Source organism: Colidextribacter sp. OB.20, assembly GCF_009911595.1.
In the GTDB taxonomy this organism is placed as follows: Bacteria; Bacillota; Clostridia; order Oscillospirales; family Oscillospiraceae; genus Lawsonibacter.
Map to the genome: position 1 here is coordinate 17746 of NZ_QWKG01000054.1, position 11904 is coordinate 29649.

The following is an 11904-nucleotide window of genomic DNA, read 5'->3' on the forward strand; positions in this document are numbered from 1 at the left end:
CCCGCAAGGACCGGAAGCGCCAACAGCGGGCGGACAATGTCCGCCCCTACACAGCCTGCGGGGGAAATGCAGGGCGCGCCGGGGCGTCGCGCCCTACGAAAATATTACCCCTACGAGAAGGAGAGAGAGCCTTGCCCAAGAAGATACCCATGCGCCAATGTGTTGGCTGCCGGGAGATGAAAGAGAAGAGAGCGCTCATCCGGGTGGTAAAACCGCCGGAGGGGCCGGTATCCCTGGACTTTAAGGGCAAGCTGCCCGGCCGGGGGGCCTACGTGTGTCCCAACCCGGAGTGCCTGAAGCGGGCCCGGAAGAGCCGGGCCCTGGAGCGGGCCTTTTCCTCTCTGATTATGGACGAGGTGTGGGAGGGGCTGGAGGCCCAGATGAAGGAGGTGGAGCCCCATGCCCCATGATCCCGTCCTTCACCTGCTGGGCCTGGCTAAAAAGGCCGGCCGGCTGGAGATCGGGGAGGAGCCGGTGGGGGCTGTCTGCCGGGCCCGTCAGGCCAGACTGGTGCTGTTGGCGGCTGACGCCGCCTCCAACACCCGCCGCCGGGCCGCCCACTTCGGTGAGGCGGGCAGTGTGCTCTGGCTGGAGCTGCCCTTCGGGAAGAGCGAGCTGGGCTTCCTTCTGGGCCGGACGTCCTGCGCCATGCTGGCCCTCACCGACGCGGGCTTTGCCGCCGCCGTGGCGGAGAAGCTGGCCGCCCGGGACCCGGAGAAGTACGGCCCCGCTGCCGGACAGCTGAAGGAGAAGGCCGGCCGGGTGCTCCAGCGGCAGAAGGAGCAGCGCCGGCACGAGAAGAACCTCCAGCGGGGCAAAAGGGCCCCCTGGGCCCCGCCCCCCGCGAAAAAGGAGGCCCCGCCGCCGCGGGGCAGACCCCAGCCCCCGAAAGCGGCAGGACGCCCTAAGGACGTCCCCGCCCGTCCCGGCGGACCCGGTGGAAAAAGACTGACCGGCAAGCTCCGGAAACCCTGAGAAACGAGGTGCTTCCTTTTATGATAACGACAAAATACCCCATCCATAAGGTGGCCAAGGATTTTAAGAAGAACGGCAAGGCTGTCCCCTCCAAGGAAATTATGGACATCCTCACCCAGTACGGCCACCCTCCCAAGAACCACATGCAGCCCCTCACCGACGAGGAGCTGTCCATCGTGTTCGAGTACCTGACCCAGCACAACCAGATCGACTCCATTGAGTCGGTCTATGCTGACGTCTACCACGAGCCCGAGGCCAAAAAGGAGGCGGCGCCCAAGGCGGAGGCCAAACAGCCTGCCGCCTCCAGGGGAGAGAAGAAGGGGCAGCCCGCCCAGACCCTCCAGGGTCAGGCCAGGCAGCAGCCCCACGCTCAGCCGCAGGGCCAGCCGGCCAGGCCGGAGGTCCAGAAGCCCGTGTCCAAGGTCCCCCAGAAGAAGGTGGTGGACACCCGGGGCGGCCCGGCGGTGAACCTGGACAAGTATGACGAGCGGCTGGAGTCCTTTACCGACCAGCGCCGGCAGGACGCCCGGGGCGGCAAGCAGAAGATCCAGCAGAAGAGCCAGCAGCGCCGCCAGCAGGGGGGCCGCGGCCAGTCCGGCAAGCGCCGCCAGGAGGAGCAGGACCGGATGCGCCGCCTCCAGCTGGAGATCGCCAAGAAGGCCCCCACCAAGGTGCTCATCCCCGACGAGATCGGGGTGGGCGAGCTGGCCTCCCGGATGAAGAAGACCGGGGCCGAGGTGGTCAAGTGCCTCATCAAGAACGGGGTTATGGCCTCTCTGAGCGACGTCATCGATTTCGACACCGCCGCCATCATCGCCGAGGAGATGGGGTGCAAGGTGGAGAAGGAGGTCATTGTCACCATCGAGGAGCGCCTCATCGACACCGCTGAGGACCGGGAGGAGGACCTGCGGTCCCGGGCCCCTGTGGTGGTGGTCATGGGCCACGTGGACCACGGCAAGACTTCTCTTCTGGACTATATCCGGAACGCCAACGTGGTCTCCGGAGAGGCCGGCGGCATCACCCAGCACATCGGCGCCTATCAGGTGGATGTGAAGGGCAACACCGTCACCTTCCTGGACACCCCCGGCCACGAGGCCTTCACCGCCATGCGGGCCCGGGGCGCCATGATTACCGACGTAGCCATCCTGGTGGTGGCCGCCGACGACGGCATCATGCCCCAGACGGTGGAGTCTATCAACCACGCCAAGGCGGCGGACATCCCCATCATTGTGGCCATCAATAAGATGGATAAGCCGGCGGCCAACCCCGACCGGATTATGCAGCAGCTCACTGAATATTCCCTGGTGCCTGAGGAGTGGGGCGGTGAGACCATCGTATGCCCCATCTCCGCCAAAACGGGCATGGGCATCGACAACCTCCTGGACATGGTAGTCCTCACCTCCGAGGTCCAGGAGCTGCGGGCCAACCCCAACCGCACCGCCCACGGCGCGGTCATCGAGGCCCGGCTGGACAAGGGCCGGGGCCCCATCGCCACGCTGCTGGTGCAGAACGGCACGCTGAAGCAGGGCGACGTCATCATCGCGGGCACTGCCGTGGGCCGTGTCCGGGCCATGACCGACGCCCGGGGCCAGAAGCTGGCTGAGGCGGGTCCCTCCGTCCCGGTGGAGATTATCGGAATGAGCGAGGTGCCCGGCGCGGGCGACGACTTCCACGCCGTGGCTGACGAGCGCATGGCCCGGGAGCTGGTGGAGCAACGCAAGGCCGAGCAGAAGGCTGCCGCCGCCGCCCCGGTGGGCAAGGTGTCGCTGGAGGACCTGTTCAGCCAGATCCAGGCCGGAGAGATGAAGAATCTGAACGTCATCGTCAAGGCCGACGTCCAGGGCTCCGCCGAGGCGGTGAAGGCCAGTCTGGAAAAGCTGTCCAACGAGGAGGTCCGGGTGCGGGTGATCCACTGCGCCGTGGGCGCCATCAGCGAGAACGACGTGATGCTGGCCGCCACCTCCGGGGCCATCATCGTGGGCTTCAACGTCCGTCCGGACAACAACGCCAAGGACTCCGCCGCCCGGATGAAGGTGGATATGCGGATGTACCGGGTCATTTACGACGCCATCAACGAGATAGAGGCCGCCATGAAGGGTATGCTGGCGCCGAAATTCCGGGAGGTGGACCTGGGCCGGGCGGAGGTGCGCAACGTGTTCCGTATCACCGGCGTGGGCATGGTGGCCGGCTGCTACGTGCTGGACGGCGTGATGCGCCGCAATGCCCAGATGCGCCTGCTCCGGGACAACATCGTCATCTACGACGGGGCTATCGCCTCCCTCCAGCGGTTCAAGGACTCCGTCAAGGAGGTGGCCTCGGGCTACGAGTGCGGCATCACCTTCGAGAAATTCCAGGACATCAAGGAGGGCGACATCATCGAGGCCTTCCTCATGGAGCAGATTGAGGTGTAAGCTGTTCATTGTTTGGAAAGGGGATATCAACTATGGGAATGACTGACAGTCAATTCAAGGGTTTTATTCGTTTTGTTTTGGATGACTTGATTGAAATCCAAAGCGAGAGCAACACCGAAAAGCAAAGCGAAAAAATGAAGAAAGTAATTGATAATCTCCAAAAAGTATTAGAGGACTGATCCAACGGGGCGGGCGGATTCGCCCGTCCCGCTTTTGCTTTCAGGTCTGCACCCTTAAAAGGCCCCTTTTCCCCGCAAGGGGGACGCGATAGCCGTAAGCGGCAAAGCCGCTAACGGCTATCCAGTGAAAGGGGCTGTCAGCCGAAGGCTGACTGAGGATTGTGTTTCGCGAAGCGAAACGTGCGAAGCAGGCCGGCTAAGCAGAGACTCCGTATACTTCGTACATTTTGGCTGTGCCAAAATACAATCCTCCGTCACGGGCTTTGCCCGTGCCACCTCCTTTCAAAAGGAGGCTTTTGGCCCTACACCCCCAGCGTCCTTGCTATTTCCTCCCGCAGGCCCAGGCCCAGGGAGTAATATGCCTGCACCTCGTAATTGGTGTATCGGATCAGTTGGGTAAAATATTGATCGTAGAGACTGGGGCCGGCGGCCTCCCGGAGTTGATCGGACAGGGCGTCGTAGGTCTGCTGGACTTCAGCAAAGCCGGGCAGGGCCTGACGGATGCGGCCGGCGGCCTCGTCGATTTCTACGTTTTGCCACAGCAATTCAGCAAGCAGGTCTTGCATTTTTATCACTCCTCATATAAGATGTATTCGAGCTTAGAGTTCGTGTTTATTATATTCGAATTTTAAGCGCGTGTCAAGGGGTTGGAATAGAGTATGGAAGATTTTTCTTCCCGCATAAAGGCGTTGCGCAAAGAGCGGGGACTAAAACAGAGTGAAATGGCGGAAATACTAGGACTGAAAGAGCGTTCTTATCAATGCTACGAATATCGGGAGCGTTATCCCGACGTCCCCGGACTAGTGGCCATCGCCGACTTTTTCGACGTCAGCCTGGATTACCTGATGGGCCGTTCCGACGTGCGGGAGCGGCGGTGAAGATTTGGAGGGTTTACCTATGATGTACCCCTTTATGACTTTAGATGACAATACCGAGATTGTCCACTCCGAGATGAAGGAGGATGGCCGGGTGAAGGTATATCTGGAGCGTCCGGATGTGAAGGACGGTTTTCACCGTGCTACCTGCTGGCTGCCTGGCTATAACTGGGAGGATATATTCGGTTTTTCCGCTGCGGATATGGCGCGTTTGCAGGAGGTTGTCCGGTCCACGGCCCACCTGATCCTGCAATTCTCCCAGGAGGGAGGCTTTGACAGTGCCGCAGGTTTTTAAAATTGGCTCCTACTGGGTCTATTTTTGGTCCAATGAAAACGAGCCCTTGGAGCCGGTGCATGTCCATGTCTGTCAGGGGGCGCCCAGCGCGGGGGCCACAAAGATTTGGATCACTCAGACCGGGAAATGCTATCTGTATGGCAACAGCTCAAAAATTCCGGAGCGGACGCTTCGAAACATCATGAAAATCATTGAGGCCAGAAGCGAGGAGATTATTGAGAAATGGACAGCGTACTTTGGAGAGATCAGCTACTTCTGCTGATTTGACCTACTACCATTCAAAGGAGAATAATAATGGCGAGCAATCGAATCGGACGCATCAACGAGGAGGTGCAGCGGGAGCTGGCCGCCCTGATTCCCACGGTGAAGGACCCCCGGGTGACGGGGATGATCTCGGTGACGGCGGTGGACGTGACCCAAGACCTGAAATTTGCCAAGGTCTATATCTCGGTTCTGGACAAAGAGGACAGCGAGCAGGTGCTCAAGGGGCTGAAGTCGGCCTCCGGCTATCTGCGCCGGGAGCTGGGCCGGTCCCTGAACCTGCGCCACACCCCGGAGCTCACCTTTTTCCGGGACGACTCCATGGCCAAGGGGGCCCACATTCTGGAGATGCTCCGGGACCCGGAGGTGGTCAAGCCGGCCAACCCGGCCAACGAGCACATTATTTTGGAGGACGAGTGATGAACACCATTACCACGGCCCAGGCGGCCCAATTTCTCATGGACCGGGACAACTTTCTGATCCTCACCCATGTCCGGCCCGACGGAGACACCACCGGCTGTGCCGCCGGACTGTGCCTGGCTCTGCGCCAGGCGGGCAAGGCGGCCTGGGTGCTGGAAAATCCCGGAGTCACCCCGCTGTTTGCCGGCTATCTGGAGGGGCTGACCACCGGGGAGGAGCCGGAGAACGCCACGGTTGTCTCGGTGGACATCGCCGCCCGGAGCCTGTTCTATGACGGCGCCCAAAAGTACCTGGACCGGGTGGACCTGGCTATCGACCACCACCCCTCCCAGGAGTTTTTTGCGAAAGCGACCTGCCTGGACAGCACGAAGGCCGCCTGCGGACAGATCATCTGTGACATTGTGAAGCGGTTCACCCAGATTACCCCGGAGGTGGGCCGGGCCCTCTATGTGGCCCTGTCCACCGACTGCGGCTGCTTCCAGTACAGCAACACCGACGCCGAAGCCCACCGGACGGCCGCCGAGCTGATGGAGTCGGGCTTCGACCCCTACCCCGTCAACCGCCGGCACTTCCGCACCAAGACCTTTAAGCGCCTGAAGCTGGAGAGCCTGCTGGTCCAGGGCCTGGAGCTGCGGGACGGGGGGACCACCGCCCTGGTGTTCCTCACCCGAAAGCTCATTGACGAGGTGGGGGCCGACGAGCGGGATATGGACGACATCTCCGCCTTTGTGGGTCAGATCGAGGGGGTCAAAAATGGCGTTACCCTGAAGGAGACGGGGGATGGTCACGTGAAGATTTCCCTGCGCACCGACCCGGGCGACCTGAACGCCAGCGCTGTCTGCGCCCTGCTGGGGGGCGGCGGCCACGCCGCCGCCGCCGGCGGCATGGTGGAGGGCACTATGGAGACGGTCCGCCAGAGGGTCATCGACGCCATTGAGCAGGTGCGCCAGGAGTGACGCGCCCTCGCCGGGCAGGCGTTCCTTTCTTGAAAGAAAGGAACCGAAAGAACACAAAACTTCGTTTTGCTTTAGGAGGTCATCTCTATGCCAAGCGGCATTCTCGTTATAGATAAGCCAGCCGGCTGGACCTCTATGGACGTGTGCGCCAAGCTGAGGGGGGTCTTTCACGAGAAGCGGGTGGGACACAGCGGCACCCTGGACCCCATGGCTACCGGCGTGCTGCCCATCTTTATCGGCCGGGCCACCCGGGCGGTGGAGTTTGCCGAAAAATCCGATAAGGAGTACATTGCCGGTTTAAAACTGGGCGTTATCACCAATACCCAGGATACCACCGGCGAAGTCCTGGAGACACGCCCCGTCCAAATTGGCCGGGAGCAGTTGGAGAGGGCCCTGGAGGGGTTCCGGGGAGACATCATGCAGATTCCCCCCATGTTCTCCGCCATCAAGATCAACGGCAAGAAGCTCTACGAGCTGGCCCGCAAGGGCCGTGAAGTAGAAAGGCCTGCCAGGCCTGTGACAATAAAAGCCCTGGAACTACTGGGCCAGCAAGGGGAGGACCTTTACACCATCCGGGTGCGCTGCACCAAGGGCACCTACATCCGCGCCCTCTGCCACGACATCGGGCAGGCTCTGGGCTGCGGGGGGTGCATGGCCTCACTGCGCCGGACCATGGCGGCGGGATTTACCCTGAAGGACGCTGTTTCCATGGAACAGCTTCAGACGGCGTCAGACCCGGCGTCCCTGCTGCTTCCGGTGGACTGCCTTTTCGCCGGAAGACCGGTGCTTATGCTGAAAAGCGCTGAGGTGGAGAAGAAGGTCCGTAACGGCATGACTGCCGTACTGCCTGGCCTGGCTCCGGGCGAATACAGAGTGTATTCTCAGGACGGAATATTCCTGGCCCTGTGCCAGGCCCAGGGCGGCAAACTGACTACGATCAAGAGCTTTTTCGAGGTGTAATAGGAATGCGGGGCGCGCAGACCCCGGCGCGCCGTGCTCCGGAAAATCAATGATCCGGCGGGCCAAGTCGTCCCGCCCCTACAGAGGTGTAATTCTGAATGACCAAACCCAAACGTGTCATCGCCCTGGGCTTTTTCGACGGGGTGCATCTGGGCCACGGGGCGCTGCTGCGCCGGGTGAAGGAGACGGCGGACCGGCTGGGCGCCGTCCCCACGGCCTTTACCTTTGACAAGAGTCCCGCCGCCGCCCTCACCGGCCGGGACATCCCCCTGCTGTCCACACTGGAGGACCGGACCGCCCTGATGGATCAGCTCTACGGCATTCAGGAGATGGTAATCGCCCCCTTCACCACCATGCAGCACATGGACTGGGAGGAGTTTGTCGGGGACTATCTGGTCCAAAAGCTGGGGGTGGTCCACGTGGTGGCCGGCCACGACTTCCGCTTCGGCTACATGGGCAGGGGAAACCCGGAACGGCTGAAGGAGAAGTGCGCCCAGCTGGGGGTGGGGTGCGACATCATCCCCAAGGTGGAGCTGGACGGAGTCACCATCTCCTCCACCTACATCCGGAGCCTGATCGCCAACGGGGAGCTGGAGCGGGCGGTGGAGTTTCTGGGCCACCCGCTTCAGCTCACCGCGCCGGTGCGCCACGGCAAGCATCTGGGCTCCTCCCTGGGGTTTCCCACGGTGAACCTGTCTCTGCCGGAGGGGGTGATTGTCCCCGCCCTCGGGGTGTACGCTGCGAAGGTGTGGGTGCTGCCCGACGGCCGCGAGCCCCCCGGCCCCCGGCATCTCCCGGGGGATGGGCCCTATCTGTCGGTGACCAATGTGGGGGTTCGGCCTACCGTGGCCGACGGGGACCGGGTGACGGTGGAGGGCTTTATTCTGGACTTCCGCGGAGACCTCTACGGCCGGAGCGTGCGTATGGAATTTTACAAATACCTGCGCCCGGAACGGAAATTCCCCTCGGTGGAGGCTCTGGCGGAGGAGGTTAAACGGAACGCAGAGGAAACTCGGGCGTATTTTGAGGGGGCGTGATTGCCAATGGGATTTTTCCACCAGCTGCACCACGAGCATCCGGCGCGATATGACCAGATGTTTCCCTACCTGTGGATTTACACAGGTGTGCTGGCCCTGGCCGGTCTGCTGATGAGCATGTACAGCGGGGAGAACATTCTCCACGGCCTGTATCTCATCATCACGACCGAGGATGCCCTGATTACCGACTATGTGTTGGTGGCGGGACCAGGGGCGGCGCTGGTGAACTCCGCCATCGTTACGGCCATTGCGATATGCGCCCTGGATGTCGCCGACGACACCCTCAATGGCATGACCCTGGTGGAGATGGGGCTTATGTCCGGCTTTTCCCTGTTCGGCAAGAATTTCTTTAACATCTGGCCCATTCTGGCCGGAACCTGGCTGTATACCAAGCTGCGCAGGCAGCCCCTGGCGGGCAATATAGGCATCGGCCTGATGGCTACCGCCCTGGCCCCTATTGTCAGCTATATCGGGCTGGACAACGGCTGGGGCGGCCCGATCGAGGGGATGCTGGTGGGGATGGCCATCGGCTTTATCATGCCTCCGCTGGCCGCCTATACATACCGTATCCAAAACGGCATGAATCTGTACAATGTGGGCTTTGCCTGCGGGCTGGTGGCCTTTATCTGCGTGCCGCTGATGGCCTCCATGGGGGCGGACCCCACCACGCACTACCGCTGGGCCCGGGGATATAACCTGCCCTTCGGCATTCTGCTGGGAGTGATGTGCGCGGCGCTCATCGTCATCGGCCTGTTTTTCAGCAAGAAGCCCATCTGGGCCTCCTGGGCGGGCTACCGCCGTCTGCTCCAGACCAGCGGCCGGGCGCCCAGCGACTATCTGCGTATGTTCGGCCCTGCCCCCGTGCTGATTAACGCCGGGGTAAACGGCCTGATCGGCATGGCCTGTATCCTGCTGTCAGGCGGCGACCTGAATGGGCCTACGGTGGGGGGCATCCTCACCATCATGGGCTTTTCTGCCTTCGGAAAGCACGCCTTCAATATCGTGCCCGTCATGGCCGGGGTCGCCCTGGGCAGCGTGGTGATGGAGTGGTCCCTTACCGACTCCGCCGTCCAGCTGGCCTGCCTGTTCTGCACCACCCTGGCCCCCATCTCGGGCTACTTCGGCTGGCTGTACGGGGTGCTGGCCGGCTTCCTCCACTCCTCGGTGGTGCTGTATACCGGCTCCCCCGTGGCGGGGATGAACCTCTATAACAACGGCTTCTCCGGCGGCCTGGTGGCTATCGTCCTCTATCCCGCCATTCTGGCTATCGCCCGGCACCGCAAGCCCGTCCTCCAGGATGAGGACTACTTCGACCAGTTGGAGGGCGACCGGCCCGTCATGCCCCCTGAGCCTAAGGAGCTCAAGGAGGAGTAGCGGTCAGTCCCCGATTGCCCGCAGGACCTCTTGACGCAGGCCCAGACCGAAGAGATAATAGGCATCGGACAGGCGGGCGAGATAACGGCCCAGACGGCACTCAAAGCGGTGATACAGCTCACGGTCGACCGTTTGAGCAATCTCTTGAGCTGTTGCGTAATACTCCTGTTCCGCCTGGACAAATTCCGGATTTTGCGCGAGAAACGCGGCGATTGCTTCGTCAAGCTCCAGGTTGTCAAGAAATAGCGTTTTGAGAATCTTATCCATAAATTATTCTCCTCTTATGTAAGAACTATACGTATATTATATATGTAAAGATTGTGCGTGTCAAGTGCCTGGAGGTAGCTATGTCAAAATTTTCTGAGCGGCTGAGAGGACTGCGTCAGGAGCGCGGCCTGAAACAACGGGAGATGGCGGAAATCTGCGGCTTAAAGCTGCGGGGCTATCAGTGCTATGAGTATGCCACGAGTTGTCCCGACTTTGATGGCCTGATATTCCTGGCGGACTTCTTCGGCGTCAGCACAGATTACCTCCTGGGGCGGTCCGATAAGCGGGAGATATAGAGGATCGGCACCGCAAGGGACAGTAAGCCCGTTCACAGCAAACGACAACCCCCGAAGAGATGCCGCTCTTCGGGGGTTGTCGTTGCATGGGGGATACACATGGAATACTCGTGCTTCCTAGCGGCTTTATTATAACACAGACGAATTGGGGAACGCAAGGGGAAATTGCTCTGATACGACTGTCCGAATATTGAAAAGCACCGCCTTGACAAAGCATCAGGGCGGTGCTATACTGGGGACAAGGGAAGACGCCATAGGGCGGTTTGGCCCAATTAGGTTTCGGAAAATATGCTATGAAACCGTCGTCGGGCTAGGACGGCGGTTTCACTTTACGATCTTAATCGTTACTTTGTATCCACAAAACTGTAACGTGACCGTCAGAGTCATACTCTCACCTCCCTTGCAGTAAGGTGTAGCCAAACCGCTCCGCCTGTTCAAGCTGGCGTTCCCTTGTGCCGTATATAGCACAGCATGTCGAAAACGTCAATAAACCCCCATGACATCTGTCATGGGGGCTTAACTATCCAAAGCACACCCGCACCGCCCAGGCGGCAGCCAGGAAGCCGGTGAGATCGGCGCACAGGGCGGCGGGGACGGCGTAGCGGGTCCGGGTGATGCCCACGGCGCCGAAGTAGACGGCGATGGTGTAGAAGGTGGTCTCGGTGGAGCCCAGCATAACGGCAGCGGTGCGGCCCAGGGTGGAGTCAGGGCCGTAGGCCGCGATGAGCTCCGCCCCCACCCCCAGCGCGGCCGATCCGCTCACCGGCCGGACCAGCATCAGGGGCAGCAGCTCGGAGGGCAGGCCCAGCCGGTCCATCACCGGGGCCAGGATGCCCGCCAGCAGCTCCAGCGCCCCGGAGGCCCGGAGCATGTATACCGCCGTCATCAGCCCTACCAGGGCCGGGACGACCCGCACCAGCGTCTCCAGCCCTGACCCCGCCCCCTTGACCAGGGCGGAGTAGACGTCCACCCGGTGAAGGGCGGCGTAGATGGCGATGGAGGCGATGGTCAGCGGGACCAGCATGGTGAAAAATAAGTCCATAGGCAACCTCCCAAAAGGCTTCCCCCTCAGGGGGAGGCTTTTTTACTCTCTCCACAGCCTGGCAAAGACCCTGCACGCCAAAATCCCCACCCCCACCGAGAGGGTGGAGGCCAGCCAGACGGCGGGGAGGATGTCGAAGGGGGCGGCGCAGCCCTGGGCCGCCCGGACGGAGGCCACGGTGGTGGGGATGAGCTGGATGGAGGCGGTGTTGCACACCACCAGCATGCAAAGACTGTCTGAGGCTACGCCGGGGCTCCTCTTTGCCAGTCTCCGGGCGGCCTCCAGCCCCAGAGGGGTGGCGGCGGAGCCCAGCCCCAGCAGGTTGGCGGACACGTTGGCGGAGATGGCGTCCATAATCCGGGCGTCCTTCGCGGCCTGAGGGTAGAGCCGGCGCAGGACAGGGGCCAGCAGGGCGGACAGCTTATCCGCCAGCCCCGACTGCCGCATGACCTCCATGACGCCCGTCCACAGGCAGAGCATCCCCGCGATGGACAGGGCCAGCTCCACCGCCGCCGAGGCGCCCTCCGCCGCCGCTGCGGCCACCGCCGGCCCCTGT

17 protein-coding genes are annotated in these 11904 nt (G+C 61.9%); 13 read left to right on the forward strand and 4 right to left on the reverse strand.

Annotated elements, in window-relative coordinates:
- Positions 1-131: 131 nt before the first annotated feature.
- The 4 genes from D1641_RS13310 to D1641_RS13325 are packed head-to-tail and all read left to right on the forward strand — an operon-like array spanning position 132 to position 3565.
- A complete protein-coding gene (locus D1641_RS13310) occupies positions 132-410 on the forward strand; it encodes a YlxR family protein (protein ID WP_160666494.1) in 279 nt (92 codons plus the stop codon).
- Entirely contained in the window at positions 400-975 is a 576-nt protein-coding gene (locus D1641_RS13315; protein ID WP_160666496.1) for a 50S ribosomal protein L7, read from the forward strand. Before D1641_RS13310 ends, D1641_RS13315 begins: the two co-directional genes overlap by 11 nt.
- A gap of 20 nt (positions 976-995) precedes the next feature.
- On the forward strand, positions 996-3386 hold the full coding sequence (gene infB, locus D1641_RS13320; RefSeq protein ID WP_160666498.1) for a translation initiation factor IF-2: 2391 nt from the start codon (positions 996-998) through the stop codon (positions 3384-3386).
- A 32-nt stretch (positions 3387-3418) separates the two neighbouring features.
- On the forward strand, positions 3419-3565 hold the full coding sequence (locus D1641_RS13325; protein ID WP_201757366.1) for a hypothetical protein: 147 nt from the start codon (positions 3419-3421) through the stop codon (positions 3563-3565).
- Positions 3566-3867: 302 nt separating this feature from the next.
- Here the strand turns inward: D1641_RS13325 and D1641_RS13330 are convergent, their stop codons facing one another.
- Positions 3868-4131, reverse strand: a complete 264-nt coding sequence (locus D1641_RS13330) for a hypothetical protein (RefSeq protein WP_160666502.1) — start codon at positions 4129-4131, stop codon at positions 3868-3870.
- Positions 4132-4224: 93 nt separating this feature from the next.
- Between D1641_RS13330 and D1641_RS13335 the strand changes: the two genes are divergently transcribed.
- The 8 genes from D1641_RS13335 (at position 4225) to D1641_RS13370 (ending at position 9743) form a co-directional block, all read left to right on the forward strand.
- Positions 4225-4443 carry a helix-turn-helix transcriptional regulator gene (locus D1641_RS13335; RefSeq protein ID WP_160666504.1) on the forward strand — a complete coding sequence of 73 codons (219 nt, stop codon included), beginning with the start codon at positions 4225-4227 and terminating at the stop codon, positions 4441-4443.
- A 19-nt stretch (positions 4444-4462) separates the two neighbouring features.
- On the forward strand, positions 4463-4735 hold the full coding sequence (locus D1641_RS13340) for a hypothetical protein (RefSeq protein ID WP_160666506.1): 273 nt from the start codon (positions 4463-4465) through the stop codon (positions 4733-4735).
- On the forward strand, positions 4719-4997 hold the full coding sequence (locus D1641_RS13345) for a DUF4160 domain-containing protein (protein WP_160666508.1): 279 nt from the start codon (positions 4719-4721) through the stop codon (positions 4995-4997). Before D1641_RS13340 ends, D1641_RS13345 begins: the two co-directional genes overlap by 17 nt.
- A gap of 32 nt (positions 4998-5029) precedes the next feature.
- Positions 5030-5416, forward strand: a complete 387-nt coding sequence (gene rbfA, locus D1641_RS13350) for a 30S ribosome-binding factor RbfA (RefSeq protein ID WP_160666510.1) — start codon at positions 5030-5032, stop codon at positions 5414-5416.
- Positions 5416-6372 carry a DHH family phosphoesterase gene (locus D1641_RS13355; RefSeq protein ID WP_201757368.1) on the forward strand — a complete coding sequence of 319 codons (957 nt, stop codon included), beginning with the start codon at positions 5416-5418 and terminating at the stop codon, positions 6370-6372. The genes rbfA and D1641_RS13355 overlap by 1 nt, the downstream gene beginning before the upstream one ends.
- 87 nt (positions 6373-6459) lie before the next feature.
- On the forward strand, positions 6460-7332 hold the full coding sequence (gene truB, locus D1641_RS13360; RefSeq protein WP_160666512.1) for a tRNA pseudouridine(55) synthase TruB: 873 nt from the start codon (positions 6460-6462) through the stop codon (positions 7330-7332).
- Positions 7333-7430: 98 nt separating this feature from the next.
- Positions 7431-8369 carry a riboflavin biosynthesis protein RibF gene (gene ribF, locus D1641_RS13365; RefSeq protein WP_160666514.1) on the forward strand — a complete coding sequence of 313 codons (939 nt, stop codon included), beginning with the start codon at positions 7431-7433 and terminating at the stop codon, positions 8367-8369.
- A gap of 6 nt (positions 8370-8375) precedes the next feature.
- Entirely contained in the window at positions 8376-9743 is a 1368-nt protein-coding gene (locus D1641_RS13370; protein ID WP_160666530.1) for a DUF1576 domain-containing protein, read from the forward strand.
- Between the two features lie 3 nt (positions 9744-9746).
- Here D1641_RS13370 and D1641_RS13375 read toward each other — a convergent pair whose 3' ends face one another.
- A complete protein-coding gene (locus D1641_RS13375) occupies positions 9747-10010 on the reverse strand; it encodes a hypothetical protein (protein ID WP_160666516.1) in 264 nt (87 codons plus the stop codon).
- A gap of 80 nt (positions 10011-10090) precedes the next feature.
- Here D1641_RS13375 and D1641_RS13380 point away from each other — a divergent pair, with 80 nt between their 5' ends.
- Positions 10091-10306 carry a helix-turn-helix transcriptional regulator gene (locus D1641_RS13380; protein WP_160666518.1) on the forward strand — a complete coding sequence of 72 codons (216 nt, stop codon included), beginning with the start codon at positions 10091-10093 and terminating at the stop codon, positions 10304-10306.
- A 520-nt stretch (positions 10307-10826) separates the two neighbouring features.
- Here the strand turns inward: D1641_RS13380 and D1641_RS13385 are convergent.
- Entirely contained in the window at positions 10827-11348 is a 522-nt protein-coding gene (locus D1641_RS13385; RefSeq protein WP_160666520.1) for a nucleoside recognition domain-containing protein, read from the reverse strand.
- Positions 11349-11390: 42 nt separating this feature from the next.
- The coding region (locus tag D1641_RS13390; RefSeq protein ID WP_160666522.1) for a nucleoside recognition domain-containing protein at positions 11391-11904 on the reverse strand (514 nt) is incomplete at its 5' end.